Annotated in this window: 20 protein-coding genes, 2 tRNA genes, 3 rRNA genes and 1 pseudogene; 13 read left to right on the top strand and 13 right to left on the bottom strand. The window is 59.8% G+C overall.

The features are described 5' to 3' along the window. The first annotated feature begins 127 nt into the window (after nucleotides 1–127). Nucleotides 128–220 (top strand): hypothetical protein, encoded by a 93-nt coding sequence (locus SynA1544_RS12970; RefSeq protein WP_011365270.1) that lies wholly within the window; start codon nucleotides 128–130, stop codon nucleotides 218–220. On the opposite strand, the gene SynA1544_RS12965 is transcribed toward SynA1544_RS12970, so the two are convergent. Beyond that, nucleotides 213–1,436, bottom strand: coding sequence for an MFS transporter (locus tag SynA1544_RS12965; RefSeq protein ID WP_186514071.1), 1,224 nt, complete (start codon nucleotides 1,434–1,436; stop codon nucleotides 213–215). The two genes, SynA1544_RS12970 and SynA1544_RS12965, sit on opposite strands and share 8 nt — an antisense overlap. Further along, nucleotides 1,433–2,809, bottom strand: a complete 1,377-nt coding sequence (gene rimO, locus SynA1544_RS12960) for a 30S ribosomal protein S12 methylthiotransferase RimO (RefSeq protein ID WP_186514070.1) — start codon at nucleotides 2,807–2,809, stop codon at nucleotides 1,433–1,435. Before rimO ends, SynA1544_RS12965 begins: the two co-directional genes overlap by 4 nt. A gap of 85 nt (nucleotides 2,810–2,894) precedes the next feature. Between rimO and SynA1544_RS12955 the strand changes: the two genes are divergently transcribed. Next, a complete protein-coding gene (locus SynA1544_RS12955; protein WP_186514069.1) occupies nucleotides 2,895–3,824 on the top strand; it encodes a vitamin K epoxide reductase family protein in 930 nt (309 codons plus the stop codon). A 13-nt stretch (nucleotides 3,825–3,837) separates the two neighbouring features. Here SynA1544_RS12955 and nadB read toward each other — a convergent pair whose 3' ends face one another. The 3 genes from nadB to SynA1544_RS12940 all read right to left on the bottom strand — a co-directional run bounded on the left by nadB (nucleotide 3,838) and on the right by SynA1544_RS12940 (nucleotide 6,797). Continuing rightward, entirely contained in the window at nucleotides 3,838–5,496 is a 1,659-nt protein-coding gene (nadB, locus tag SynA1544_RS12950; protein ID WP_186515583.1) for an L-aspartate oxidase, read from the bottom strand. 70 nt (nucleotides 5,497–5,566) lie between these two features. Beyond that, the gene (gene psbU / locus SynA1544_RS12945; protein WP_186509252.1) at nucleotides 5,567–5,974 is read right to left on the bottom strand and encodes a photosystem II complex extrinsic protein PsbU; all 408 of its coding nucleotides are present in this window, start codon (nucleotides 5,972–5,974) and stop codon (nucleotides 5,567–5,569) included. A gap of 112 nt (nucleotides 5,975–6,086) precedes the next feature. After that, entirely contained in the window at nucleotides 6,087–6,797 is a 711-nt protein-coding gene (locus tag SynA1544_RS12940) for a DUF3120 domain-containing protein (RefSeq protein ID WP_186514068.1), read from the bottom strand. Nucleotides 6,798–6,907: 110 nt separating this feature from the next. Between SynA1544_RS12940 and SynA1544_RS12935 the strand changes: the two genes are divergently transcribed. The 11 genes from SynA1544_RS12935 (at nucleotide 6,908) to SynA1544_RS12885 (ending at nucleotide 19,225) form a co-directional block, all read left to right on the top strand. Then, nucleotides 6,908–7,771: an undecaprenyl-diphosphate phosphatase gene (locus SynA1544_RS12935; RefSeq protein ID WP_186514067.1), complete on the top strand. Its 864-nt coding sequence runs from the start codon at nucleotides 6,908–6,910 to the stop codon at nucleotides 7,769–7,771. A gap of 19 nt (nucleotides 7,772–7,790) precedes the next feature. Further along, nucleotides 7,791–9,188 (top strand): TIGR03279 family radical SAM protein, encoded by a 1,398-nt coding sequence (locus SynA1544_RS12930; RefSeq protein WP_186514066.1) that lies wholly within the window; start codon nucleotides 7,791–7,793, stop codon nucleotides 9,186–9,188. Nucleotides 9,189–9,212: 24 nt separating this feature from the next. Beyond that, entirely contained in the window at nucleotides 9,213–11,000 is a 1,788-nt protein-coding gene (locus SynA1544_RS12925) for a TolC family protein (RefSeq protein ID WP_186514065.1), read from the top strand. Then, nucleotides 10,994–11,797 carry an inositol monophosphatase family protein gene (locus SynA1544_RS12920; protein WP_186514064.1) on the top strand — a complete coding sequence of 268 codons (804 nt, stop codon included), beginning with the start codon at nucleotides 10,994–10,996 and terminating at the stop codon, nucleotides 11,795–11,797. The genes SynA1544_RS12925 and SynA1544_RS12920 overlap by 7 nt, the downstream gene beginning before the upstream one ends. A 607-nt stretch (nucleotides 11,798–12,404) precedes the next feature. Continuing rightward, nucleotides 12,405–13,890: ribosomal RNA gene (locus SynA1544_RS12915) — 16S ribosomal RNA — on the top strand. 184 nt (nucleotides 13,891–14,074) lie between these two features. Beyond that, nucleotides 14,075–14,148 (top strand) — tRNA-Ile (locus SynA1544_RS12910). 9 nt (nucleotides 14,149–14,157) lie between these two features. After that, a tRNA-Ala gene (locus SynA1544_RS12905) sits at nucleotides 14,158–14,230 on the top strand. A 433-nt stretch (nucleotides 14,231–14,663) separates the two neighbouring features. Continuing rightward, a 23S ribosomal RNA gene (locus tag SynA1544_RS12900) occupies nucleotides 14,664–17,531 on the top strand. 110 nt (nucleotides 17,532–17,641) lie between these two features. Continuing rightward, a 5S ribosomal RNA gene (rrf, locus tag SynA1544_RS12895) occupies nucleotides 17,642–17,758 on the top strand. The 16S, 23S and 5S rRNA genes sit together here with 2 tRNA genes alongside, the layout of an rRNA operon. Nucleotides 17,759–17,888: 130 nt before the next feature. Beyond that, the gene (locus SynA1544_RS12890) at nucleotides 17,889–18,821 is read left to right on the top strand and encodes a YihY/virulence factor BrkB family protein (protein WP_186514063.1); all 933 of its coding nucleotides are present in this window, start codon (nucleotides 17,889–17,891) and stop codon (nucleotides 18,819–18,821) included. 53 nt (nucleotides 18,822–18,874) lie between these two features. Beyond that, nucleotides 18,875–19,225: a hypothetical protein gene (locus tag SynA1544_RS12885; protein ID WP_186514062.1), complete on the top strand. Its 351-nt coding sequence runs from the start codon at nucleotides 18,875–18,877 to the stop codon at nucleotides 19,223–19,225. Here the strand turns inward: SynA1544_RS12885 and SynA1544_RS12880 are convergent. From SynA1544_RS12880 to SynA1544_RS12845, 8 genes and pseudogenes are all read right to left on the bottom strand, one after another. Next, nucleotides 19,201–19,554 carry a DUF2834 domain-containing protein gene (locus SynA1544_RS12880; protein ID WP_115009326.1) on the bottom strand — a complete coding sequence of 118 codons (354 nt, stop codon included), beginning with the start codon at nucleotides 19,552–19,554 and terminating at the stop codon, nucleotides 19,201–19,203. The two genes, SynA1544_RS12885 and SynA1544_RS12880, sit on opposite strands and share 25 nt — an antisense overlap. Next, a complete protein-coding gene (xseB, locus tag SynA1544_RS12875) occupies nucleotides 19,547–19,816 on the bottom strand; it encodes an exodeoxyribonuclease VII small subunit (protein ID WP_186514061.1) in 270 nt (89 codons plus the stop codon). The genes SynA1544_RS12880 and xseB overlap by 8 nt, the downstream gene beginning before the upstream one ends. Continuing rightward, the gene (gene xseA / locus SynA1544_RS12870) at nucleotides 19,816–20,979 is read right to left on the bottom strand and encodes an exodeoxyribonuclease VII large subunit (protein ID WP_186514060.1); all 1,164 of its coding nucleotides are present in this window, start codon (nucleotides 20,977–20,979) and stop codon (nucleotides 19,816–19,818) included. The genes xseB and xseA overlap by 1 nt, the downstream gene beginning before the upstream one ends. Then, nucleotides 20,969–21,145 (bottom strand): hypothetical protein, encoded by a 177-nt coding sequence (locus SynA1544_RS12865; protein WP_170950480.1) that lies wholly within the window; start codon nucleotides 21,143–21,145, stop codon nucleotides 20,969–20,971. Before SynA1544_RS12865 ends, xseA begins: the two co-directional genes overlap by 11 nt. Before the next feature lie 113 nt (nucleotides 21,146–21,258). Continuing rightward, nucleotides 21,259–21,399, bottom strand: coding sequence for a chlorophyll a/b-binding protein (locus SynA1544_RS12860; protein WP_011365253.1), 141 nt, complete (start codon nucleotides 21,397–21,399; stop codon nucleotides 21,259–21,261). A gap of 88 nt (nucleotides 21,400–21,487) precedes the next feature. After that, nucleotides 21,488–23,992: pseudogene (hrpB, locus tag SynA1544_RS12855) on the bottom strand (ATP-dependent helicase HrpB). 222 nt (nucleotides 23,993–24,214) lie between these two features. Next, nucleotides 24,215–24,598: a hypothetical protein gene (locus SynA1544_RS12850; protein WP_006851931.1), complete on the bottom strand. Its 384-nt coding sequence runs from the start codon at nucleotides 24,596–24,598 to the stop codon at nucleotides 24,215–24,217. 33 nt (nucleotides 24,599–24,631) lie between these two features. After that, nucleotides 24,632–24,904 (bottom strand): DUF2973 domain-containing protein, encoded by a 273-nt coding sequence (locus tag SynA1544_RS12845; RefSeq protein ID WP_186514059.1) that lies wholly within the window; start codon nucleotides 24,902–24,904, stop codon nucleotides 24,632–24,634. Nucleotides 24,905–24,918 lie beyond the last annotated feature (14 nt).

Below are 24,918 nucleotides of genomic sequence, written 5' to 3'. Positions count from 1 at the left end.
GATGGACGTCCGGTCAGCCCGGCTGGAGATACCTCTCAATCGGTATCAGCTGTTCACAAACCCTAAGCGCAATGGCCTGAACTCAGGCCGGTGTCTGATCTAATGGTGGTCACCTCCGTACTTGCACATGGGCGTCGGCATCTATCTCGGCCTGGTTGGTTCCGGTCTAGTGACGGCTTTTGTGCTCACCAAGCTGCTGAAGGGAATCAAGCTCATCTGAGCGGTTCCAACCTCTTCGCTCCTCGCTTTCGTATCCAGAGCACAGCCACAGCAGCGCTGAGGCCACCCGTGACGGCGAAAGCAGTGGAGAGATTGGTGAACATCACCATCAGGGCAACGATTAACCCACTGAGCCCGCCTCCGCCCAAGAAGGCGATCTGGCTGAGCCCAGCCATCCGGCCTCGCATCACTTGCGGTGATCCGATCTGACTGATCAGGTTGCAGCTGCTCAGCAGTCCGGCTGTGCCGGCGCCGATCAGAAAGGCCATGGCCAGACTGAACACAGGCCCTGGAGTACGGGCCATTCCCATCTGGGCCACTGCGGTAATCAAGCCAAAACCCCCGAGAGTGAGGAAAGGTCGCCGGCAGAAACGCTGGCTGTTGCGTTGCAGCACTAGCCCTCCCACGATGCTGCCGCCCGCCAGCACGCTGGTGAACAGCCCCAGATCCGTGGGATTGGGCCCCAGTTGATCGAAGGCGATCAATGGGGCCAGTCCCGGGTGATAGAACCCGATCAGACACAGCACAGCGGTGAAGCTGAGAACCCCTTGAAGGGTGCCACCGCAGTGCTGCCAGGCGTTGAGCAGGCTGGCGTCTTGCTCGCTGCTGCTGCGCACTTCCCGATCCCGATTCGGGTTGAGCAAGAAAATCACACTGGCGATTGGCAGCAAATAGCTGGCCGCATCAATGCCCAGAGCCCAGGCCGGGCCAGTGGCCGCCAGCAACAACCCGCCGATGGGGGGGCCGACCAGCTTGCCAACGTTGAAGACCACCGAAAAGCTGGTGAGGTAGCCCGCCAGCTGTTCCGGCCGCTCCACCAGGATCGAGCAGTACTTGTTGCGTGCCGTCAACTCATAGGCACCGGCGATGCCCACCAGCAGGGTGCTGCAGAGCAGCAGCAGCACCTGGGCTGTGCCCTCCAAGAGGGGAATCGCCAGGGCCCCCAGGCCAGAGGCAGTCAGCAGTGCCCATTGCGCCTGCACCAGCACCCGTTCACAACCCACCCGGTCGGTGCGCACCCCCGCTGGACCACTCACCAGCAAGGTTGGAAGTGAAAGCGCGGCGAAGTTCAATGCCAACACGAAAGGGTCCACACCCCCTTTCATCAGAATCCAGCCCTTGGCGGTGATGCCGGCAAAAGACCCCGCCGTGCTCACGCCGGAGGCGATCAGAAAAAGCTGGCGTTGCTGTTCGGCCCGCAGTTTGAGAAGGGTCAACCCTGGCGTCTCGCTGCGGCCACCATGGCGCGGGCACCAACAATCCTCCCGCTGAGGTCGTAAATGTCAGCCCCGGTGATCTCCACCGGCACCAGGCTGCCCGGCGCTGCCTGTTGACCATCGGCGCCGGGTTGCACCCGCACTTCACCATCCACTTCGGGCGCAAAGCGGGCGCAGCGCCCGATCATCTCGCCGGTTTGCGGGCTGTGTTGTTCGATCAGCACGTCAACAGTGCGCCCCACCCAGCGGCTGTTGCGTTCCTCCGAAATGGGTTGTTGCAGAGCCATCAGGGCATCCTTGCGGGCTTGGGCTACCTCGGGATCGACGCGATCGGGCAGGTCCGCCGCTGCTGTGCCGTCCTCCGGAGAGAAGGTGAACACCCCCACATGATCGAAGCGTTGGCGCTCGAGGAAGCCCATCAGGTGCTGGAAGTGCTCTTCGGTTTCGCCGGGGAACCCCACGATCAACGTGGTGCGTAGCACCGCATCGGGGAGTTGGTCGCGGATCTGATCCAGCAGGCGGTCGTTCACATCCGCCTGCCAGGGGCGGTTCATCGCCCGCAGCACCTCCGGATGGCTGTGCTGCAACGGCAGATCCAGATAAGGCACCACATTGGGCACCTCCCGGTAGGCCGCCAGAACATCAGGGGTCAGCCCGGTGGGATAGGCGTAATGCACCCGGATCCAGGGGATCTCCACGTCGCCAAGGGCTCGTAGCAGTTCCGCCAGCTTGGGTTTGCCGTAGAGGTCAAGGCCGTAGTTGGTGGTGATCTGGCTGATCAGGATCAGCTCCTGCACCCCCTGTTCCGCCAGTTGGTGGGCTTCGGCCACGATGGATTCGATCGGTCGACTGCGCTGATCACCTCGCAGTTTCGGAATGATGCAGAAGGCGCAGCGGTAGTCGCAGCCTTCAGCCACCTTGAGGAAGGCCACCGCCTGGTCGGTGGTGCGTTGGCGTGGAAGGTGTTCGTCACCCACAAAGGTGGGAACGGCGCTGACCTGGTTCACCCGCTCCCCCGCTTCCACCCGCTGCAACACATCCACGATGTGCTGGTAGTCGCCGGTTCCCACGATGGCTTTGGCCTCGGGGATCGATTCCAGCAACTCCTCCTGGAAATGTTGGGCCAGGCATCCCGCGATGATCAATTCCTTGCCCTGTTCCGCCAGTCCCACCAGGGTGCGCACCGATTCTTCGCGGGCGTCCTGGATGAAGCTGCAGGTGTTCACCACCACCACGGCGGCATCCCGTTCATCGGTGCTGACGCCGTAGCCCGCTTCCGCCAGCAGCCCCACCATGTGTTCGGTGTCCACCCGATTCTTCTCGCAGCCCAGGTGGGCGAAGGCGACCGTCGGTTTCGTCGGGGTGCTTGTCATCACGTCGCCGTCAGGCCAAAGATCAGCCTACGAAGCGGCCTGATCACGCCGGAACTGACAGAATCCGATCACTTGAAGTTCAAGGATGGGCACCACCCGTCTCGTCAGCCGTCGCCGTCAGGATTCCGGCGCTAAGTGGGCCCGCATCGCCATGGCGGTGCTGGCCACCGCTGGGCTGATCGACACCGGTTCGATCACGCTGAAGCGCTGGGGTCTGCTCGGCAACCTCACCTGTCCGATGGGAGCCGACGGTTGCGACAAGGTGCTTAACAGCGCCTGGGGCACGGTGTTCGCCGGGATTCCGCTCTCGTTGGTGGGGGTGCTGGCCTATGGCGCTGTGCTGCTGATGGCGCTGCTGCCCCTGTTGCCAGGGCTGCAAGAGAACAAGGGTGACTTGTCCCGTCGCACCTGGTGGGGGCTGTTCACCGTGTCCCTCGGTATGGCCGTCTTCAGCGGTGTGCTGTTGGGGGTGATGCTGCTCAAAATCCAGGCTTTCTGTTTTTTCTGCGTTCTTTCCGCTGCGCTGTCCCTCGCCCTGTTTGTGCTGTCCGTCGTTGGTGGTGGTTGGGACGACTTCGGTCAGCTGCTGTTCCGCGGCGTGCTTCTGGCCCTGGCGGTGCTACTGGGGGGCTTGATTTGGGCGTCGGTGGTGGATCCAAACCGGCCCGACGCTGTGGCCAGCGGATCCGGCGTTGCACCCGTCGTCACCACCGAAAGCAGTCCAGCGGCGATCGCCTTGGCTGAGCACCTCACCAGCAGCGGCGCCGTGATGTATTCCGCCTACTGGTGCCCCCACTGCCACGAACAGAAGGAGCTGTTCGGCAAGCAGGCCTCGGATCAGCTGAATGTGGTGGAGTGTGCGCCGGACGGTGAGAACAACCAGGCTGATCTCTGCCGCAGCAAGGGATTGGAGGGATTCCCCAGCTGGGAGATCAACGGCAGCATCGATTCTGGAGTGAAAGGGCTCGACACCCTTGCTGAGCTCAGCGGCTACAAGGGCGACACCGATTTCTGAATCCAGAGCGCCCTTAGGGGCGCACGGCGCGGGTGAGGATGCCCCGCTGCCGCTGCTGCCGCGAATGCTGGCGCCATTGCGGCAGGGGCGCCGGTGCATCACTGCGGAAGTGGCCCCCCCGGCTTTCTCCGCGAAACAGGCAGGCCTCCAGCATCAGACGGCTGGTCAACAACCTGTGGTGGAGATCCAGCAACAGGTTCAGATCGCGTCGGCTGCTTTCGGCCAACAGCCTGGGGGCACAGGGGTCTTGCCGTAGCAGGGCCTGGAGCAGTGCCTGCTGCTCCAGATGTTGTTCGTCGGCTTTCACGTTGCCGATGGCCCGGCGCAGTCCGGCGGCGGATCGTTCCACCCCCGCCCGTCGCCAGCAGAGCTGCCGCAGCTGCTCGATGGCGTCGATCAAGTGCGAACTGCTGCAGCCGTCGAGGTCCAAGGCAAGCGGTTGTGTTGTGTCGCTGGCGAGGGTCGCTGGGACGGGGCCGAGCTCGATCTCTTTGAGGCGATGGGCGAACACCAGGCATTCCATCAGGGAGTTGCTGGCCAGTCGGTTGGCGCCGTGTAGGCCTGTGCAGGCCACTTCTCCCACGGCATAGAGCCCCGGCAGTGTGGTGGCGGCCTGCAGGTCTGTGGCCACCCCTCCCATCCAGTAGTGGGCGGCTGGGGCCACGGGGATGGGCCGTTCCAATGGATTCAGTCCGAGTTCGTCGCAGCGGTCCAGGATTGTTGGGAAGCGTCGCTCCGCTTGCTCCCGCGGGATGGCGGCAAAGTCGAGCCACATCTGTTTCACCTGCTGCCGCTGCATGGCCTGCATCAAGGCCCGGCTCACCTGGTCCCGCGGTGAGAGGTCGCGTTGGGGCAGGTGGGCCACAGGGCTCCCCCCGAGGGCATCCACCAGCACGCCCCCCTCTCCGCGAACGGCTTCGGAGATCAGGAAGCAGGGGGCGTCATCCAGGCGGATGGCCGTTGGATGGAACTGAACAAATTCCAGATCCTCCACGGCTGCGCCCGCCTGCCAGGCGAGGGCGATGCCTTCGCCACAGGCCTGGGCTGGGTTGGTGGTGTTGGCGAAGAGATGGCCCCCGCCGCCGCTGGCCAGCACCACGGCGCGGGCTTCGATGCCGTGAAGATGCGCCCCATCCAGCACCTGCACGCCGCAACAGCGCCCATCGCGCACCAGCAGCTGCGTTACGCGCACGCCGCGGCGGTGCAGCAAGCCTGGCCGTTGCTCTACACGATCTCGCAGCACATCCACCAGGGCTCGCCCCGTGCGGTCCTGCACATGCAGCACTCGTCTGTGGCTGTGGGCTGCTTCCAGGGTGGTTGCCAGGCCGTCGTGATCCCGGTCGAAGGCCATGCCCAGTTGCTCCAGGCGCTCCACGCAATGGGGTGCCTCCTGCACCAACAGCCGCACCGCATCGCCATCGCAAAGGCCGGCTCCAGCCAGAACGGTGTCCTCCGCATGGCTGTCGGCGCTGTCCTCCTTGCGGGTCACCGCGGCGATGCCCCCCTGGGCCCAGCGGCTGGAGGAACGCCGTCCCGTGTTGCGGTTGAGCAGCAACACCTTCAACTCTGGCGGCAGATCAAGGCAGGTCATCAAGCCAGCAGCCCCGGCACCGATCACCACCACGTCCCAGGGACCTGAGGGGATGGGATCAGAGCTGCGGGGCTGGGTCATCACGGGGACAAAAAAACCGCCGGTGGTCCGGCGGTTCAAGCAGTCACAACCAGTGTGACGGGATCAGGAATCAGCGGTATTGGCCGTCGTTGATGCGGTCGTCGCCCTCGTTCAGAGCAATGGAGGGAGGGGTGACGGTGAAGTTGTCGCGGTACTTCGCGAACAGCTCCTGCTGACGCTCAGTCAGATCAAGAGACAGCACGTCGTCAACGCTGTCGTAAGGGCCACCCAGCACGATCTTGCCGGCCATGGTCGGGTACATCCCGGGGAACTGCTGGAAACGGCGCACGGAGGAATTGTTCAAATCCACCTTGCCGTCCCGTGCGGCAATCTTGTCGTCCGCAATGTTGCGGATCTCATTGCCGGAATACTTGTTGCGAAGGTCGTCGTCGGCGTAGACGCTGCTCGGAAGCACGAGACCTGCCATCAGGCTTGCCATCACCAGTGCGCCGGTCAGCCAGCTCAGAAGCCGCTTCATCTCAACTCTCGATCAGGGGTCGGAACGGGTCGACCGGCAGTGCCGGCTCAGGAAGACTACAAGTCGTTGAGCCGTTCAAGCCCTTGAACCGGGGCAGCTTTTGCAGTTCGTTTCACTCGATCAGGCCACTCAGCCCGGGCTGCAGCAAGGCTGAGAGCAAGAACAAGCCATCCACCCAAAGGGTGGTGATCAAAACGGCAGCGGCCATGGATCCTGCATCACCGGTGAAACCGCCGCTGTTCCTGCTCAGGCGACGTCCAGCCAAAAGAACGAGGATCGCTGAGATCACAAGGGTGAACAAAGGCAGCGGCTGGAGCAGATGGGTTCCCGCTTGATGCAGCAGAAGCGGTGCTTGATCGAGGGAAGCCGTCACCACTGCGGGCCAGAACTGCATCACGCCGGTGGCTGCCATGGCTAGGTCGGTGCAAGCTGTGCCCACCAGGGATGACAAATAGAACGTGGCCGCCAGGCGCCAGCGCCCCTGCAGGCCGCCCAAGGCCACGGGCACGGCGAAGGCTTCCACCGGCAAGTGCAGAACGGGATGGGCCCGCAGCCAACCCCAGAAAATGCACCCTGCCAGCCAGCTGCCACTGAAACCCACCAGCAGGGAACCCAGGTCGGATGTTGCCTGGGAGCGGCTCTGATGCATCACCAGTCCGGCTGCAATCAGAACTCCAGTGAACAAGGTGGCTGAGAACGGATCCAGCCTCACCCAGGGGGCTTGCAGGAACACCGGAAGCACCACCATGGCTGCGGCGATGCGGGCCACGGGAAAGGACCACGACCGATCGGGGGCTGATGTTTGCCAGGTGCCGCCGATCAAATGCCCTTTGTGAAGAAAGTCACGGAACCTTAGAAGACATCATCAAGTGACGCGGCTGACATGCCCGCTTTGCTTGCCTGGGATACCGTCGGGGCGATACTTCCACGTTGATGGCGGAACCCTCTGCATCCCTCACCCTGCTTGAGGCCTGCTGGCGTGATCTGGTGTTGGGGGTGGTCCAGGGACTCACTGAATTTCTGCCAATCAGCAGCACCGCCCACCTGAAGGTGGTTCCTGAGCTCTTGGGTTGGGGCGATCCGGGTGTCTCCGTGACCGCCGCCATTCAGCTGGGAAGCATCGTTGCCGTTATTGCCTATTTCCGCACTGATCTCAGCCAGGTGCTGCGGGGCATCAGCCGCGCTTTTCGCAATGGCCAGTGGCGTGAACCCGAGGCGCGTCTCGGCTTCGCCATTGTGGTGGGCACTTTGCCGATCTTGCTGATCGGATTAGGGATCAAGTTCGCCTGGGCCCAGGGCTACGAGCAGTCACCCCTGCGCAGTGTTCCTTCGATTGCCATCGTTTCAATTGTGATGGCGTTGCTGCTGGCCTTGGCTGAACGGGTCGGCGCACGGCGCAAGCAGCTTCCAGGGGTTTCAGGCCGCGATGGCCTGCTGGTGGGGCTGGCCCAGGCCCTCGCTTTGATCCCGGGGGTCTCGCGTTCCGGCAGCACCCTCACGGCGGCCCTGTTCGACGGTTGGCAGCGTGCTGATGCGGCCCGCTTTTCCTTTCTTTTGGGCATTCCCGCCATCACCATCGCGGGTGTGGTGGAGCTCAAGGACGCTCTGGCCGCTAGCTCTGGCAACGGTCCCCTGCCGTTGCTGGTCGGAATTGGTTCGGCTGCAGTGGTGTCGTGGCTGGCGATCGATTGGTTGCTGAAGTTCCTGCAGCGCAATAGCACCTGGGTCTTCGTCGCTTACCGGATGCTGTTTGGTCTGCTTCTCCTGGTCTGGTGGGGCGTTCACGGCGCACACTGAGTTCAGATGAAGCCGGCTTGTGTGGAATGAGCCATCCGCAGGGGTTGCTGTTGCAGCCCTGGATCCAAATAGCAGTGGTCGTCAGCCGCAGCCGGCGGTGGTGGCGTCGGTCGAGGCTGGCTCGATTGGGGAGGAGCTGGGTTTTGAGCCGGGCGATCAGTTGCTCAGCATCAATGGCATTCGCCCACGCGACCTGATCGATTACCGCTATTTGTGCGTGGAGGAGGAGCTTTGCCTTGAGGTGCGTGATGCCAAGGGTGCGCTGCATCGGGTGGAGCTGGAAAAAGATGCCGATGACGGCCTTGGGCTGGCTTTCACCGAGGCTCTGTTTGATGGCTTGCGCCAGTGCAACAACAACTGTCCCTTCTGTTTCATCGATCAGCAGCCCCCAGGGCGGCGCGACAGCCTCTATCTGAAGGACGACGACTACCGGCTCAGCTTTCTCTATGGCTCTTATCTGACCCTCACCAACCTGGGCGAGGCCGACTGGCAGCGGATTGAGGAGCAGCGCTTGTCTCCCTTGTTTGTCTCGGTGCATGCCACGGATCCCGAGCTGCGCTCCCGTCTGCTGGTGAATCCCCGTGCTGCCCAGGTGATGGATCAGCTCGCCTGGTTTGATCAGCGCGATCTGCAGATCCATGCCCAGGTGGTGGTGTGCCCGGGGCTCAATGACGGCCCGGCCTTGGAGCGAACCCTCTCCGACCTGGCCAGCTTTGCGGGCGGTTCCTGGCCTGCTGTGTTGTCGGCGGCCGTCGTTCCCGTTGGCTTAACCCGGTTCCGGCCCGCTGATGACGGGCTTGTGCCGGTGGATCCTGCCTGTGCCCAGCGGGTGATTGCCCAGGTGGAACCGATGCAAGAACGCTTCCAGGCGTCCTTGGGCACGCGCTTCGCCTGGCTTTCCGATGAGTGGTATTTGATGGCGGGGCTGCCGTTGCCCCCACGGGACGATTACGAGGATCTGCCGCAACAGGAAAACGGCGTCGGCAGCATCCGAGCCTTTCTCGAATCCCTGGATGCCGCCACCCAAGCTTTGCCCGACTCCATTCCTCAACCACGCCGATGCAGCTGGGTGGTGGGTCAGATCGTGGCGCAGGCGTTGCAGCCGGTGGCTGATCGGCTCAATGCCGTCGATGGCGTCGACTTTCACCTGATCGGGCTGCCGAGTCCCTACTGGGGCCAGGAGCAGGTGGTGACAGGTCTGCTGACAGGGCAGGATCTGCTCAGTGGACTGCAGGACCAAGCGTTGGGCGATGAGCTTCTGCTGCCCTCGGTGATGCTCCGTCAGGGGCAGCCCGTCTTTCTCGATGACATGACCCTGGAAGCCCTGGCCGCGCAGTTGCCGGTCCCTATTCGGATCGTGCATGGGGCGGCTGACATCGTGGCCTCTGTTCTTGGTGTCGTAGGAAAAACTCCCTAAGCTCCGCCAAAGCCTTGTTTTGCTGTGCGTCGGATCACCGCGGGTATCTGTCTCGTTGCGGGCGTTGCCTCCGCCGGTGTCTCCCCAGCCCTGAGTCGGGACGCAGCGGCGCCTGAATCAGCCCTGGTGGACCAAACCACTCTTCCTGACGCGATCGAGTTAAAGGGGGCGCGACCCCAAGCGGATCCATCCGTCCTGCCTCCGGCCATCGACGCCTTGCCGCCCGTTCTGGTTCCCTTGACGGCTCCCCCAAGCCTGGCCCTGCCCGACGCACCTTCTCAGGTGCGGATTCATGAGCTGCGGCCGCTCACCCTGGAGGAGGCACTGCAGCTGGCGGAGTTCAACAGTCCCTCGCTCAAGGCGGCGGCAAGCCAGGTGGATCAGGCCAAGTCCACCCTGAGAGCAGCGATCGCTTCCTGGTACCCCACCGTTGATCTGTCGGCCAGCGGGTTGCCGGAATACTTCAAGTCCTACACCTACCAAAACCCCGATTTCGTTCCCGACCGAATCGTTCAAAAGTCAACGGGGCAAACCAACCCTCTTACCGGTCAAGAGATCACCCGCCCGGTGCGCCGCGATGGCTTCAACGAGAGCTATGGCCGTGAATGGCGCGCGAATGTGAGCCTTCAGGTGCGCTGGGATCTGATCAATCCATCCCGTGTCCCTCAGATCGCCATTGCTCGGGATCAATTTGAACAGGCACGCGATTCCTATTTGATTGCCCTGCGCGATCTTCGGCTGAACGCAGCCAGGGCTTATTTCGATCTTCAGCAAGCCGATGAAGTGGTGCGGGTTGGCCAGGCCGGGGTTCAGGCTTCCCTGGTGAGCCTCCGGGATGCCAGGGCTCGCTTCAACGCCGGTGTGAACACCAAGCTGGATGTGCTCGAGCAGGAAACCCAGCTCGCTCGCGACCGCAACCTGCTCACCTCCGGTCTCGGCGAGCAGAGCACGGCACGACGCCAATTGGCTCAGTTGCTCGATTTGCCCCAAGACGTGACCCCGACGGCGGCGACTCCAGCGCGTCCCTTGGGTCTCTGGGAACCCTCCTTGGAGGAGAGCATCGTGGCTGCTTACAACTTCCGCGAGGAGTTGGACCAGCTGATCCTTGAAATCTCCATTCGCAACAGCCAGGCCAATGCATCGTTGGCTGCGGTACAGCCGGTGCTTAGTTTCGTCAATTCCACGACGGCGTCGCGCACCGAGGGTCAGAGCGGTCAGCCCTCCATCGGTGATATCGATATGGGCGATTTCCGCTACGGCGTTCAGAACAGCACCGCCTTGACAGCCAGCTGGCGCCTGTTTGATGGCGGTCGTGCCCGGGCTGAATACCGTCGCTCCAAGCAAGCGGCGGACGAGGGCCGCTTCAACTTCGCCACCCTGCGCGATCAAATCCGCTTTGGGGTCGAGCAAAGTTTTATCCAGCAGCGCACAGCCATTCAGAACATCGAAACCAATGCCAGCGAGGTGTTGTCCTCGCGGGAATCCTTGCGCCTGGCGAATCTGCGGGTGCAGGCGGGTGTGACCACGCAGCGGGAGGTGGTCGAGAACCAGCGCGATCTCACTAATGCCGAGTTGAGTTATGCCAGGTCGATTCGCGATTACAACATCAGCTTGTTTGAGTTGAGGCGTCGGACGGGGCTGGATGCTCTGGTTGCGTGCAATGCGGGATCGCTGCCCTCCACCAAGCCGGAACCAGAACAGCAACCCATTCCTATCGAGCCAACGCCGCTCAAGAGCGCATGTCCCGCCGTCGTCGCCCAAGGGGCCGCGATAGATCAGACTGAGACCAGTCCTGTTCAGCCTCTGTGGTGACGTTGGTGCTCAGTGACGAACAGCTGAGCTCCGTCCATGTGTTGCTCGATCGCATTCGAGCCCGCCAACTCCAGGATTTTGGTCAGATCAGCTCCGATGTGAAGCCGGATGGTTCCTTGATCACCGACTGTGATCGTTGGAGTGATGCGGCTCTCGTCGAAGGTTTCGCCAGCATTGCTCCGGGGGAGGGGGTTCTGAGCGAGGAGGGATCCAAAACAATCCCGACCACGCGGGCCTATTGGGTGGTGGACCCCCTGGATGGGACCACCAACTTTTCGGCTGGCATTCCCTACTGGGCCATTTCCGTGGCCCGCTTTGTGGACGGCCGTCCCAGCGAGGTGTTTTTGGATGTGCCAGCACTGGGGCAACGCTTTGTCGCCCTCAGGGGTCGCGGCGCGACCCGCAACAACGAACCGCTCACGGCGGAGACCCGCGCGATGGCCACCAGTGCCTGCGTGTCGTTGTGCAGCCGCTCGATTCGCGTGTTGCAACGCAAGCCCGATCAGCGGTTTCCCGGGAAGATTCGGTTGCTTGGCGTCGCCAGCCTCAATTTGGTGAGCGTGGCGATGGGGCAGACCATCGCTGCTTTGGAAGCCACACCCAAGATTTGGGATTTGGCAGCAGCCTGGTTGGTGCTCGACGAACTCGGTTGTCCGATTCGTTGGTTGGCGGAGGATCCAGCCCAGCTCTCGCCCGGACAGGACGTGGCCGACGTGGGTTTTCCCATGCTGGCGGCCGGTTCATGGGCTCAACTCGCCCGTTTCCTTCCTTGGGGGGAAGCCCTGTTGCAGCCCTGAAGCGTTGCTATTGCGAGAAGAGGGCTCAGTGGGTTATGTTTTTGGACTGCGCGGGAGCCGAGAGGCTGCTGTGCAGGCTGAAGCGCTTGAGGCGAAAGTCTTGATGTGTCTGAGGCGACTTACGAGACCAGAAGGGAGCGATCCCACGGTGTTGTAAGTTCATCAAGCGGTCGCGAGAGGCCGCGATGACCAACCAACCGATCTCCTGAGAGGGAGTGAAGAGAGGTTTGGTCGCACCTGGACAATTGAAAAGTTTAGGAACTGACGCTTTTATCGCGTTTGGATCTGAGCCGAACCGCGAGGTGAGGTGAGGGTTCGAATGAAAGAGCGATGAAGGTGTGAGGTCCCGTCAAAAAATTTCGTTGCGAAGAAGCAATTCGCTGCAACGGGAGGGTTTTCACGAGCTCTCTTGTTGCCGGTGTGCGAATTGTGGAGCAACAACCGGATCTGAGATCCCGGAAAGTCATTGACAGAGAAATCTAGAGATGCACTCTTAAGAACCCTTTTGTGTCAGCGAAAGGAGGCCTCAACTGTTGCCAGTTTTCACTGAGTAATGGGTGACGCAAATCATTTTGAGGACGTGAGAACGTCTAAGAGGAAATGATCTACAACGGAGAGTTTGATCCTGGCTCAGGATGAACGCTGGCGGCGTGCTTAACACATGCAAGTCGAACGAACCTTCGGGTTAGTGGCGGACGGGTGAGTAACGCGTGAGAATCTGCCCTCAGGAGGGGGACAACAGCTGGAAACGGCTGCTAATACCCCATATGCCGCGAGGTGAAATGAATTTCGCCTGAGGATGAGCTCGCGTCTGATTAGCTAGTTGGTGTAGGTAATGGCTCACCAAGGCATCGATCAGTAGCTGGTCTGAGAGGATGATCAGCCACACTGGGACTGAGACACGGCCCAGACTCCTACGGGAGGCAGCAGTGGGGAATTTTCCGCAATGGGCGAAAGCCTGACGGAGCAACGCCGCGTGAGGGATGAAGGCCTCTGGGCTGTAAACCTCTTTTATCAAGGAAGAAGATCTGACGGTACTTGATGAATAAGCCACGGCTAATTCCGTGCCAGCAGCCGCGGTAATACGGGAGTGGCAAGCGTTATCCGGAATTATTGGGCGTAAAGCGTCCGCAGGCGGCCCTTCAAGTCTGCTGTTAAAAAGTGGAGCTTAACTCCATCATGGCAGTGGAAACTGTTGGGCTTGAGTGTGGTAGGGGCAGAGGGAATTCCCGGTGTAGCGGTGAAATGCGTAGATATCGGGAAGAACACCAGTGGCGAAGGCGCTCTGCTGGGCCATCACTGACGCTCATGGACGAAAGCCAGGGGAGCGAAAGGGATTAGATACCCCTGTAGTCCTGGCCGTAAACGATGAACACTAGGTGTCGGGGGAATCGACCCCCTCGGTGTCGTAGCCAACGCGTTAAGTGTTCCGCCTGGGGAGTACGCACGCAAGTGTGAAACTCAAAGGAATTGACGGGGGCCCGCACAAGCGGTGGAGTATGTGGTTTAATTCGATGCAACGCGAAGAACCTTACCAGGGTTTGACATCCTGCGAATCTCTTGGAAACAGGAGAGTGCCTTCGGGAACGCAGTGACAGGTGGTGCATGGCTGTCGTCAGCTCGTGTCGTGAGATGTTGGGTTAAGTCCCGCAACGAGCGCAACCCACGTCTTTAGTTGCCAGCATTTAGTTGGGCACTCTAGAGAGACTGCCGGTGATAAACCGGAGGAAGGTGTGGATGACGTCAAGTCATCATGCCCCTTACATCCTGGGCTACACACGTACTACAATGCTACGGACAAAGGGCAGCAAGTTCGCGAGGACAAGCAAATCCCATAAACCGTGGCTCAGTTCAGATCGTAGGCTGCAACTCGCCTACGTGAAGGCGGAATCGCTAGTAATCGCAGGTCAGCATACTGCGGTGAATACGTTCCCGGGCCTTGTACACACCGCCCGTCACACCATGGAAGTTGGCCACGCCCGAAGCCGTTACTCCAACCCTTGTGGAGGAGGACGTCGAAGGTGGGGCTGATGACTGGGGTGAAGTCGTAACAAGGTATCCGTACCGGAAGGTGCGGATGGATCACCTCCTAACAGGGAGACAACACAATGATTTTGATGCCTGAGTGCTTTTATTCTTAGGCCGAAATCCTGTCACCTTAGGTCGATCGGTACCTCAGCTTTGAAGTCATGGATCAGCAGCAATGTTGATTGCTTGATGGAGATTTTCAGTTCCTAAACTTTGTCTAGGTCACACCCCAAAAGGGATGAGACTCCTGGGCCATTAGCTCAGGTGGTTAGAGCGCACCCCTGATAAGGGTGAGGTCCCTGGTTCAAGTCCAGGATGGCCCATTCGGTGTTGGGGGTTTAGCTCAGTTGGTAGAGCGCCTGCTTTGCAAGCAGGATGTCAGGAGTTCGAGTCTCCTAACCTCCACTGACCGAACTTGATTCCCATCTCCAATTTTTTGGAGTTGAGCTCGATTGGAGTGTGATTTAGATGTGTCCGCTGGATGACCCCAGCTTCCTGTCATTCCAAGTTTTAGGTTAAAGCCTTGAATTTGGTTGATAAGATGCTGGGCTCGGATCAAATGATCAAGCAATTGATGATTTGATTTGAAGTTCTAGCAGAACCTTGACAACTGCATAGGTGAGTCTGGAAAAACAAAGCATCTTACAGATGCATTGTTTTGAATCTGATCTTCTGAAAGGGAGATTGGATCTAGAACAATGAAAATTCTTTTGAGCAAGAGCCGAGACTCTTGAGCGTTCTTTGATTGGTGTCGAGCCAATCAGAGTTTGATCTTGTTTTTAGCAATAAAAACTTGAAAATCTGCTTTCAACGGCGGTAAGCGTTCAAGAGGTTAATTGGTCAAGCTACAAAGGGCTCACGGTGGATACCTTGGCACACAGAGGCGATGAAGGACGTGGTTACCTGCGATAAGTCTCGGGGAGCTGGAAGCACGCTTTGATCCGGGAATTTCCGAATGGGGCAACCCTTAATACGGCCAGCTGAATCCATAGGCTGGCACGAGCCAACCCAGCGAACTGAAACATCTTAGTAGCTGGAGGAAAGGAAAGTAAAAACGACTCCCTAAGTAGCGGCGAGCGAACGGGGAAGAGCCTAAACCGATACTTTCGAGTATCGGGGTTGTGGGACAGCAACGTGTATCAGGGAAGTTAGGAGAAGTGCTTGAATGGCACGCCACAGAGGGTGAAAGCCCCGTAACCGAAAACTGAACTGAGCTAGCTGTATCCCGAGTAGCACGGAGCACGTGAAATTCCGTGTGAATCCGCGAGGACCACCTCGTAAGGCTAAGTACTACTGTGTGACCGATAGCGAAACAGTACCGCGAGGGAAAGGTGAAAAGAACCCCGGGAGGGGAGTGAAATAGAACATGAAACCGTGAGCCTACAAGCAATGGGAGCCCTACTTATAGGGTGACCGTGTGCCTGTTGAAGAATGAGCCGGCGACTTATAGGCACTGGCGGGTTAAACCGGAAATGGTGGAGCCATAGCGAAAGCGAGTCTGAATAGGGCGTTTGTCAGTGTTTATAGACCCGAACCCGGGTGATCTAACCATGGCCAGGATGAAGCTTGGGTGATACCAAGTGGAGGTCCGAACCGACTGACGTTGAAAAGTCAGCGGATGAGCTGTGGTTAGGGGTGAAATGCCAATCGAACCCGGAGCTAGCTGGTTCTCCCCGAAATACGTTGAGGCGTAGCGTCTCGTGCTCCAGCAGGGGGGTAAAGCCACCATTTCGGTGCGGGCTGCGAGAGCGGTACCAAATCGAGATGAACTCTGAATACCCTGTGTGTAGCGAGGCAGTCAGACTGTGGGGGATAAGCTCCATGGTCGAGAGGGAAACAGCCCAGACCGCCAGCTAAGGTCCCCAAATCAACACTAAGTGATAAAGGAGGTGGGATTGCATAGACAACCAGGAGGTTTGCCTAGAAGCAGCCATCCTCAAAGGAGTGCGTAATAGCTCACTGGTCGAGCGATCCTGCGCCGAAAATGAACGGGGCTAAGTGTTGTACCGAAGCTGCGGATTTTTATGGTAGGGGAGCGTTCTATGTGGGGCGAAGCGTTAGCGTGAGCGGGCGTGGACTGCATAGAAGTGAGAATGTCGGCTTGAGTAGCGAAAACATGGGTGAGAATCCCATGCACCGAAACCCTAAGGGTTCCTCCGGCAGGCTCGTCCGCGGAGGGTTAGTCTGGACCTAAGGCGAGGCCGAAAGGCGTAGTCGATGGATAACAGGTCAACATTCCTGTACCGGTCATGTTTTGGGAAGAGGGACGGAGAAGGCTAGCCAAGCCAGATGTTGGTTACTGGTTCAAGCGTTCGAGGCGTTGAGGAGCGGTGAAAACGTTCCGAGCTGAGGCGTGAGTACGAGCTGCTACGGCAGCGAAGTTGGTGACGTCAAGCTTCCAAGAAAAGCTCTACACCCGTTAAGGCATGACTGCCAGTACCCGAAACCGACACAGGTGGGGTGGTAGAGAATACCGAGGTGCGCGAGGTAACTCTCTCTAAGGAACTCGGCAAAATGGCCCCGTAACTTCGGGAGAAGGGGTGCCACCGCAAGGTGGTCGCAGTGAAGAGGCCCTGGCGACTGTTTACCAAAAACACAGGTCTCCGCTAAGTCGCAAGACGATGTATGGGGGCTGACGCCTGCCCAGTGCCGGAAGGTTAAGGAAGCCGGTCAGCGTAAGCGAAGCTGGCGACTGAAGCCCCGGTGAACGGCGGCCGTAACTATAACGGTCCTAAGGTAGCGAAATTCCTTGTCGGGTAAGTTCCGACCCGCACGAAAGGCGTAACGATCAGGGCGCTGTCTCGGAGAGAGGCTCGGCGAAATAGAATTGTCTGTGAAGATGCGGACTACGTACACCTGGACAGAAAGACCCTATGAAGCTTTACTGTAGCTTGGTATTGTGCCCGGGCTCTGAATGCGCAGGATAGGTGGGAGACGTTGATCTCATGGTTGCGGCTATGAGTTAGTCACTGGTGAGATACCACTCTTTCAGAGCTAGGGTTCTAACGTTCACCCGTTATCCGGGGAGCGGACAGTATCAGGTGGGCAGTTTGACTGGGGCGGTCGCCTCCTAAAAGGTAACGGAGGCGCACAAAGGTTTCCTCAGGCTGGTTGGAAATCAGCTGACGAGTGCAAAAGCAGAAGGAAGCTTGACTGTGAGACCTACAAGTCGAACAGGGACGAAAGTCGGTTTTAGTGATCCGACGGTTCTGAGTGGAAGGGCCGTCGCTCAACGGATAAAAGTTACTCTAGGGATAACAGGCTGATCTCCCCCAAGAGTTCACATCGACGGGGAGGTTTGGCACCTCGATGTCGGCTCATCGCAACCTGGGGCTGAAGTCGGTCCCAAGGGTTGGGCTGTTCGCCCATTAAAGCGGTACGCGAGCTGGGTTCAGAACGTCGTGAGACAGTTCGGTCCATATCCGGTGTACGCGCAGGAACATTGAGAGGATTTCTCCCTAGTACGAGAGGACCGGGAGGAACGCACCTCTGGTGTACCAGTTATCGTGCCAACGGTAAACGCTGGGTAGCCATGTGCGGAGTGGATAACCGCTGAAAGCATCTAAGTGGGAAGCCCACCTCAAGATGAGTGTTCCCATGGGGTAACCCAGTAAGGTCACGGGAAGAACACCCGTTGATAGGCTCTACGTGGAAGTCCAGTAATGGATGCAGCGGAGGAGTACTAATAGACCGAGGGCTTGACCAACATTTTGGTTCTTGCCTGAAGACTCATTTCTTTGTTTGATTCAGACGTGCAGCTTTAGTTGCAGATCCTATGCAGTTCTCAGGGTTCATCCCTTGAGAATGTTGATCTATCCTGGTGTCCATGGCGGTGTGGTCCCACTCCGATCCATCCCGAACTCGGTTGTGAAACGCATCAGCGGCGACGATATTTGGGGGGTAGCCCCCTGAGAAAATAGCTCGATGCCAGGTAAAACATTCTCCAAATAGGTTGATGATGTGCTGATTGCTGAAGCGATCACCATCACCACCCACGAAGAAGCCACCTCTCCAGGAGGTGGCTTTTTTGTTGTAAGGTTTTAGTAGTCTTTTGCGCTCATCTGTGCCAAGACGTTCACTAGTTCGACGTTTAAGTGGCCAGATTTGGAAGGCTTGTCAGCGTTGGAATAATGCTGAGTGTGTTGATTTAAGTGCTGCTTTTGCATATTTCGTTCTTCAGTCGTTCTTTCCGCTGCTTCTGATTGCGTTGTCTGTTGCCGCAAGGGTGTTTGGCAAAACGGATAGTGTGGATAATGTGTTGGCCTCGGTGACGCAGGTCTTACCACCGTCAGCAACCAGCCTCGTGGATTCCACCTTGCGTGGGTTGGTGGATCAAGGCTTTGGCGCTGGAATCCTCGGTGTTGTCGTTTTGCTTCTAACGGCCAGTAATGCTTATTTAACGCTCCAGCGTGGAGCTGATCGCTTGTGGTCTGAGATTCTGCCCGAGCCATCAATCGGTTTGTCTTGGAGGCAACAGGTTGGACAGTTTTGTAGAGCACGTGTTGAAGCCTTCCTGACGGTTTTTGCCATATCTGTTTTGATCGTTTTTCAACAGTTGGTGCTCAGCATTGGGCAGCTTCCTGAGGGCATTCTTGGCTTATTGGATGGCGTCGTTCCTGGCTTAATGGGGATCGTGCGCTCCAGTCCCATTCTTCCTCTCGGGCGGATTCTTGTTCCCGCGTTGATCTTGTCCTTTATGGCTTGGTTGCTTCAGGTGGTGTTGCCCAGTCGTCGTGTTCCTGCAATTCCACTCATTCCTGGCGCGTTGTTGATTGGATTCGGTCTCGCCTTTCTCAATAAAATTCTGAGTTTGAGTATTGTTTCTCTGGGTAATCGCTATCAGGCCTATGGCGTGATTGGTGGCGTTTTGGTGTTAACGCTTTGGGTTTGGTTGGTGGGTGTGATTCTTTATTTTGGCCAGTGCTTGAGTGTGGAATTGGCCGCAGTTCGTTTTGCGAAACACCAGCTCGGGGAACCGAACAGCGCGGCGCCTTGAACTTTGATTTAACTCTGCGAAGCTGATTCAACGGACCTCTTCCGTTGAAGCCCATGAATCGATCACCAGCAGTGTTGTGGATCGGAGTTGTGTTGCTCCTGCTGCTGCCAACCGCTGCAGGTCGTCTCTTGCTTGATCTCGCCGGTGGCGTGTTGCTGGCTCTTTTGGCGCTTCCTTTGATCCTTTCCGGTCTTGGTTGGATTGGTTGGAAGCTTTTGCAGTCCCGGATGATCAGCTGTACTGCCTGCGGTGCCACGGGTCTGAAGGGGGCTGCAGTCTGTGCCGTCTGCGGCACGCCCTACGCCAGTGCGGGAGCCAGCCCGGCCAGTGCGGCAGCCCCGTCTGCACCTGCTAGTGATCTCATCATTGACGTGGTGGCTCAGGATGTGGATTCCGATTCCTGAGCCTGAAGCTGTCGTTCCCGCAGGAACAAGAAAAACGGAGCAGCGCAGGCAAAGGCCACACCGAAGCTCAGGGGGATGGCCAGCCACCAGCCTTTGATCTTCTGACGTGGTCCTTCCACGCAGATCCACAGCGTGACGGCACTGGCCCCTACCAGCAGATCAGCGCTTAAGGAGCGTGATGCGGCTGTGCTGCTGGCATCGGCGATGAATCGTGCCAAATCAAAGGCCTGTCCACCGCTTTCGGCGATGAATTCCAGGTTGGCCTTCCAGGGCAGGATCGCTCCCAACACAGCCAGAAGCAGATAGATCCAAGGCAGGGCTTTACGCATCGGTTGTGGCTTTGAGAGTTGTGGGATCAAGCTCGACAATCGACTGCTCCACGCTTTCGAGCAGGCTCTGACATCGGTTCAGATACACCTCGCCATGGAGCACTTTTTGCTGCAAGTCCGCCAACGGAACACTGTCGTTCTGTAGTTCAGCAAGCAGCAGGTCCAAAGCCTGCATGGCTTCTTCGTAGCTCAGTGTCTCGGCATCCTTTCGCCACGCTTCGATGCGATCGCGTTGCTCTTTCTTGACTTGGCGCTTGCTCATCAGGAGGAGGTGGTGGGTGCACTGGGCTGGATCTGATCGACTCGAGCTTCAAGGCTTCCGTTGCTCATTCGAATGTTGAGCTGATCACCGATCTTGACGGATTCCAGGTCTGAAATGGGGTCGCCTGCGCTGTTGCTGATCAGAGCCAAGCCGCGTTTCAGCCAGCGTTCCGGTGATAGTGCCTTGAGCAATTGGTGCCTTTGAGCCAGTGCCTGGCGTTGGCGTTTGATCTTTTCCAGTGGAGACTGTTGCTGAAGGGCTACGTCTCGATCCTGAAGGCGCTGACGTTCGCGAAAGATTCTCCCCAGCAGCGCGTCTTTCAATCGGCTTTGCCGCTGCGCCAGTCCCTGGCGTTCCGCCTCGCGGTCGGGCAGCAAGGCCACGATCGCTGCCGTGGGCGTGGCTGCACGATGGTCTGCCACCAGATCGGCGACGGTGAGATCATCCTCATGTCCCAGGCCTGTCACCACCGGTATGGGGTAGTTCGCCAGGAGGCGACAAAGCGCTTCGTTGTCGAACACCGCCAGGTCTTCCCGGCTGCCACCGCCGCGGGCGAGCACCAAAGCGTCCAGTCCCAACTCATCTGTGCGCTCGGCCAAGGCTTCCAGGGTGCTGATGATCGTCGGTGCCACGGAACCCTGCACTGGAATTGGCACCACGATCAGCTGCGTCATGGGCCAGCGTTCCGCCGCAGTGCGGAGCATGTCGGCCAGGGCGGAACTGGGCACGCTGGTGAGCACCGCGATCGAGGCGGGTTGTCTCGGAAGCGGCCTCTGATGGCTTGGGTCGATCAACCCCTCCTGTTCCAGCAGTTGCCGCACCCGTTCAAAGTCGCGCAGCACCGTGCTGAGGCTTGGCCGGATATCCAGCGCCTGAACGGTGAGGCTGGCTCGTGCTGCCCAGAAATTGAGCTTGCCCACCACGGTGACGCCGTCACCGTCTTTGGGTTGATAGCTCAATTGGGCCAGCTTCGAAGCCCACACCACACCGGAAATGCTGGCGGAGCCGTCGGTGAGGGTGAGCCAGAGGTGGCCCTTTTTGAGTTGAGGCCGGGAGACCGTGGCCTCCAGCAAAAAACGCGGCGCAAAGCCGCGTTCCAGCAGGCTGCCGATGGCTGTGTTCAGCTCAGCAACGGAATAGGTCGGAAGACGATCAACGCTCAAGGCGGCTGTAGGCGTAACCCCAGTAGATGCAGACAACGGCCGAGATGCTGGTCAGCAGAACGCCCCAGTGCTGGTGGATCTGGGTGGCACCAATCGTGCAGATCACCAAGGCGCTGCTGAGCAGCCTTGATCCATCACGTCTGTTCTGAACGTAAAGCGGTGCCAACGACTGCCACAGCGGAATCCCCCTCACTGTGCTGCATCAGCGGTGGCTGGTGGAGAGGCAACAAAAAACCCCCCGGGCGAGCCGAGGGGTTCTGCGAATCCGCGGAGCGGAAATCAGCCGAGGCCGATCTGGGACAGGATGCCTTGGCCGGTCAGGAGCTCGGTGCCGAGGCCGATCACGATGCCCAGCATGGCCAGACGACCGTTCCAGGTCTCAGCGAAGTTGACGAAACCGAAGCGTGCGTTGTCAGACATGGGTTGAACCGGTTGGTTGTGGGGCCAATGTAACAAAGGTTGGAGTTTTGTTGAGTGTGTTAACGGCTACGCGCCGGGCTTTTTCTGGTCAGGATTGCTGAGCATTTGATTTGCGCTTGGTCCGGGCCGTCGGCAGCGCCTGGCGGGGGTCTTCGGGCCAGGGGTGCTTGGGGTAGCGGCCTCGCATGTCCCGGCGCACCTCCTTGTAGCTGCCTTCCCAGAAGCCTTTGAGGTCGCGGGTGCGTTGCAGGGGGCGTCCGGCTGGTGAGAGCAGCTCCAGCGTGACGGGGATTCGGCCATTCAGCACGTGAGGACCGTCGTCAGATCCGAACATCTCCTGCAATTTCACGGCGAGGATCACTTCGTCGGCGGTGTAAAGCAGCGTGGCTTGCCGGCCGGAGGCGATCGGGATGCGGCGCGGCAGCAGTTCATCAAGCTGTTGCCTAAAGCTCCAATCCAGATCGCCCCAGAGTGCTTCTTCCAAGGCTGTTGCGGTGATGTCGCTCCAGCCCAGGCAGCCCTCCAGGCTTGGACCCAGCCAGGTGTCGGCTTGCTCCAGCAGGGTTGTTAGATCGCGATCAGGCCAGGGGACGCCCACTTGTTGGTGCATCCATGCCAGCCGTTGGCGCAGCTGATCGCTATTGCCCGTCCAGGGCAGGGCATCAAGGCTGGCATCCTTCTTCAGCTGCTCGATCAGCAGGGTGCGGCACAGCGCTGCAGCTGGCGAAGGTTGTGGCGTTCGGCGCACCACCAATGCCCCCCAGTTTGAGCTGGCGTTCGGCACGGACCCGCTGGCGTTCGGGATCCCAGCTGGCCTCGTCCTGCCAGTGGCCGTCCCGCTCAGCGATGCTCTCCAGGGTGCTTTGGCTCAGGGCCACGGCCATCTGGATCTGCGTGTCCCGGCCGCCCATGTCGACCTTGGCGACGGCCAGGGCTGGACTGCCCTGGAGCGGATCCCAGGGCAGTAGGGTGGCTCCGCGGCCCTGACGCAGCTGATAGCGACCGACCTGGCCTGGACGCTGTTGCGCCAGCCATTCCGGAAAGGCCGCCAGGATCAGATCGCCCGCATTGACGGAGGCGTCTCGCTCCTGGGGTGAGGCCCCCAGTCGCTTCAGTTGGCGGCGAAGCTGCTGGCTGAGCGTTCGCAGAGATGGATGGCGCTGGATGCTGTTGAGCCGGGCCTCGAGATCGCTGCCGATCTGGCGGCGATCAAAGGGATCCCGTTCGCTGAGGATGGCCGCCAGGTCACAGCCCAGCTGGGGGGCGCCCTGTTCATGGGCCTCCAGTAGCAGCATGCCGAGACGAGGGTGAACGCCGAGGCCGCCGATCAGCCGCCCCCGCTCGCTGATCCGGCCGTCGTGCTCCAGCAGGCCGAGCTGTTGCAGGCCGTGCTGTCCCTCTTGCATGGCTGCTGAGGGGGGAGGGTCCAGCCACGGCAGCTGTTCCCCCAGTCCAGCCCCCCATTGGGCCAGTTCCATCAGCACGGGTTGGGGATCTGCCAGCAGCAGTTCAGGGGGGTGAAAGGAGGGGCGCCGCTGTTGCTCTGCTGGTGACCAGAGGCGGATGCAGCGGCCTGGGCATTGCCGGCCTGCCCGGCCCCGGCGCTGCTCTGCACTGGCCAGGCTGGAGACGGTGGTCTCCAGGCCCTCCATGCGGGTGTTGGGGTCGTAGCGCAGTTGACGGCTGAGGCCGCTGTCAATCACCAGGCGCACCCCATCAATCGTGAGGGAGCTCTCGGCAATGGCGCTGGCCAGGATGATGCTTCCGTCCTGGTTGGGGTCGCAGCGCTGCAGGGCTGAACTCTGCTGCTGCAAGGGCAGTTGACCGTGCAGCGCCTGAATCTTCCAGTTCTGCAGGGACGGGGCGGCTGTCAGGATCTTCCTGCAGCGTTCAATCTCCGCCAGCCCCGGCAAGAAGACCAGCACACCGCTGCCCTGCGGTTGGTCGAGGGCGTGTTGCTCGATGGCGCGCAGCACCTGCTTTGGCAGGGGTTCGTCCGGCCGTGGTGGTTGGTGGTGCGTGTCCACCGGGTAGCAGCGGCCCGGGCTTTCCAGCACCGTCGCTTCGGGCAGCCGTTCCCTCAGATCGGATAGATCCAGCGTGGCCGACATCAAGATCACGGCGAGATCTGGATTCAGTAGAGGCCTCGCCTCGCGCAGCAAGGCGAGGGATAGGTCCGCGTCCCGCCCCCGCTCATGAAATTCATCGAAGATCACGCACCCCACCCCATCGAGCGACGGATCGCTCTGCAAGCGCCGCATGAAGAGGCCGTCGGTGATCACCTCCACCTGGTGCGATTGGATCGCTTCTGTTCCCCGCGCACGGCATAACCGATGCGCGCGCCGATGTCTTCTCCAAGGCTTTCGGCAAGACGGGCAGCGGCCGCTTTGGTGGCCAGTCTCCGAGGCTCGATCATCCAGATTTTCTGATGTTCTTCAAGAACGCCCTGGCCTTCCGTCAGGGCTCCGATCAGCGCCAGGGGTACCCGTGTGGTCTTGCCCGCCCCGGGCGGTGCCTGGAGCAGAACCGTTTCCCCTGGGCGGACCGCAGAACAGATCTGCTCCAACAGGGTGTCGATCGGGAACTGGCTCAACGCGGTGTTGCCGCTCGATTCACGGGATGAGATTCATCAGGCCGAACAGCACCAGGCTGCTGATGGCGCCGACGGCCGCCAACAGCCGCACCAGCGGGCCGATGGAAACGACAAGGGAGGCCATAAAGACTTTCTTAAAGGCCGGAGTTATTCCGGTCTAGCCCCCTTGCCATTGGCATTGCTGCATTCATTCGCACGCCTTTACAGAAAACCCGTGCCGGATCAGCGCACGTGGCGGGTCCCATCCACGGGGTGGTACTCCTCGCCGGTGAGTTCTTCAAACACGATGGCCGGGAGACCGGTTTCGAACATGGTCTGCAGGGCTTCCTTGAGATAAGGATTCCAGCCTCCGGTGCTCACCTGACCGTGGCGGACGGTCCAGTCCCAGGTGCCCTGAAGGTCGCGGGGGATCCGGCCTTCCCGGTCACGCCGGGCCACCAGATCAAGAGATTCCACAAGTCCCACGGTGATGGGGTCCTTGCCGTAGGCCGGAGTCAGGCTCAATTCCAGGCGGACGGGGTCTTCCTTCATCAGCCGAAGCCGAAACCGTGGGGGCAGCTTGAGGCCTTTGATGACCGCGGCAACGATGCGTGTTCTCTGATCCACTCAGGCGACCCCTGTCGACTTCAAGCGCCCAATTTATTCAGTGCCGGGTCCCGCGGCCGTCGAGGCTTCGTCATCGTCACCGCCGAAGCGCACCGTCAGTAGGGCCTCTTCCGTGATCCGTCCCTCGCTGTCCAGAAGTTCTGGGTGGACGGTGACCTGGCCTGTGCGGTCGTTCGAAGCTTTGCTGGGCGCGCTGTTGATCGGACCGCTGGCAGCGCGGAAACCCTTGCTCATCACGCGGAAGGCCTGCCACAACAGGGCTACGAACAGCGCTCCGTAGATGAGGGGAAACAGCGAACCGAGCATGACCCTCCGACCCA

The sequence above is a fragment of the Synechococcus sp. A15-44 genome (assembly GCF_014280115.1).
GTDB lineage: Bacteria > Cyanobacteriota > Cyanobacteriia > PCC-6307 > Cyanobiaceae > Parasynechococcus.
The sequence above is the reverse complement of the archived record's forward strand: the minus strand, read 5'-3'. Positions and strand labels throughout refer to the sequence as shown.

Bases quoted from the DNA above. Each gene is read 5' to 3' on its own strand.
- xseB (WP_186514061.1), bottom strand. From the start codon at position 19,816: ATGAGCAAGCGCCAAGTCAAGAAAGAGCAACGCGATCGCATCGAAGCG.
- SynA1544_RS12885 (WP_186514062.1), top strand. From the start codon at position 18,875: ATGAATCGATCACCAGCAGTGTTGTGGATCGGAGTTGTGTTGCTCCTG.
- SynA1544_RS12880 (WP_115009326.1), bottom strand. From the start codon at position 19,554: ATGCGTAAAGCCCTGCCTTGGATCTATCTGCTTCTGGCTGTGTTGGGA.
- SynA1544_RS12955 (WP_186514069.1), top strand. From the start codon at position 2,895: ATGGGCACCACCCGTCTCGTCAGCCGTCGCCGTCAGGATTCCGGCGCT.
- nadB (WP_186515583.1), bottom strand. From the start codon at position 5,496: ATGACCCAGCCCCGCAGCTCTGATCCCATCCCCTCAGGTCCCTGGGAC.
- SynA1544_RS12860 (WP_011365253.1), bottom strand. From the start codon at position 21,399: ATGTCTGACAACGCACGCTTCGGTTTCGTCAACTTCGCTGAGACCTGG.
- rimO (WP_186514070.1), bottom strand. From the start codon at position 2,809: ATGACAAGCACCCCGACGAAACCGACGGTCGCCTTCGCCCACCTGGGC.
- SynA1544_RS12935 (WP_186514067.1), top strand. From the start codon at position 6,908: ATGGCGGAACCCTCTGCATCCCTCACCCTGCTTGAGGCCTGCTGGCGT.
- SynA1544_RS12970 (WP_011365270.1), top strand. From the start codon at position 128: ATGGGCGTCGGCATCTATCTCGGCCTGGTTGGTTCCGGTCTAGTGACG.
- psbU (WP_186509252.1), bottom strand. From the start codon at position 5,974: ATGAAGCGGCTTCTGAGCTGGCTGACCGGCGCACTGGTGATGGCAAGC.
- SynA1544_RS12845 (WP_186514059.1), bottom strand. From the start codon at position 24,904: ATGCTCGGTTCGCTGTTTCCCCTCATCTACGGAGCGCTGTTCGTAGCC.